This is a genomic window from Ruegeria sp. H9, from assembly GCF_056532915.1.
Genome location: NZ_JBQFNX010000013.1, coordinates 1 through 671, shown reverse-complemented (window position 1 = coordinate 671; position 671 = coordinate 1). Strand labels below are relative to the sequence as shown.

Sequence of the window (671 nt, the reverse complement as noted above, 5' to 3'; positions counted from 1 at the left end):
GGTTCGAATCCCTGTCTCCCCGCCACTCATACCTGTCTCACTTCAGTTGTGTTTTTTGACCCGGAATTGTTCCGCAATTCCCGCGAGTTGACGCATGCGCTTTCAATCAGAGTCGGAGCAGTTCGTACACTCGGATCACGATTCAGGCCCCAGTCTCAGTGCCGCATTTTGGTGGGATCGCTTTGGGCAGGATTTCCCTGATATCCGGCAATTCAAAGGGAATTTTTGTGAAACGGGTCTGAGTTCAGTAATTTCACCTGTCAGAACTGAATGTCTTACAGGGGGTTAATGTTGCAAATTCCCTAAAAGGTGGAGCAGGTAATTTTCTCGTGCGAACGGGGAATTGTTCCGCCGGATCAGGGAGGGCGAAGTCTGTATCAGGGACGCAGGATCTGGAGATGTCAGAAGCCGAACAGGCGTTCCTGTTCGGACCATTCAAGTGGGTGGGTCACGCTGACCAGACGCTTGAGTGTAAGTTCGGGCGGCTGGGTGCCGTTGAGAAGCGCGGCCTGAATCTTCAGTGAGAGAAACGCGAGCTGAGCACGGGCAAGGATGAAAGCGCCGGGGACGCTTTCACGCCGCGCAACTTCCATCAGTTGAACTCCGGACTTCAGATCGTGGGTCCAGCCATGGGCGCGGATCAACATGGACCGGAGGCGGGGATCGGGTTG

The 671-nt window shown here is 54.7% G+C and carries 1 pseudogene; it reads right to left on the bottom strand.

The annotated features are described in order from the left end of the window. Positions 1–401: 401 nt before the first annotated feature. Positions 402–671: pseudogene (locus ACR0CZ_RS20470) on the bottom strand (recombinase family protein); the annotation flags it as partial.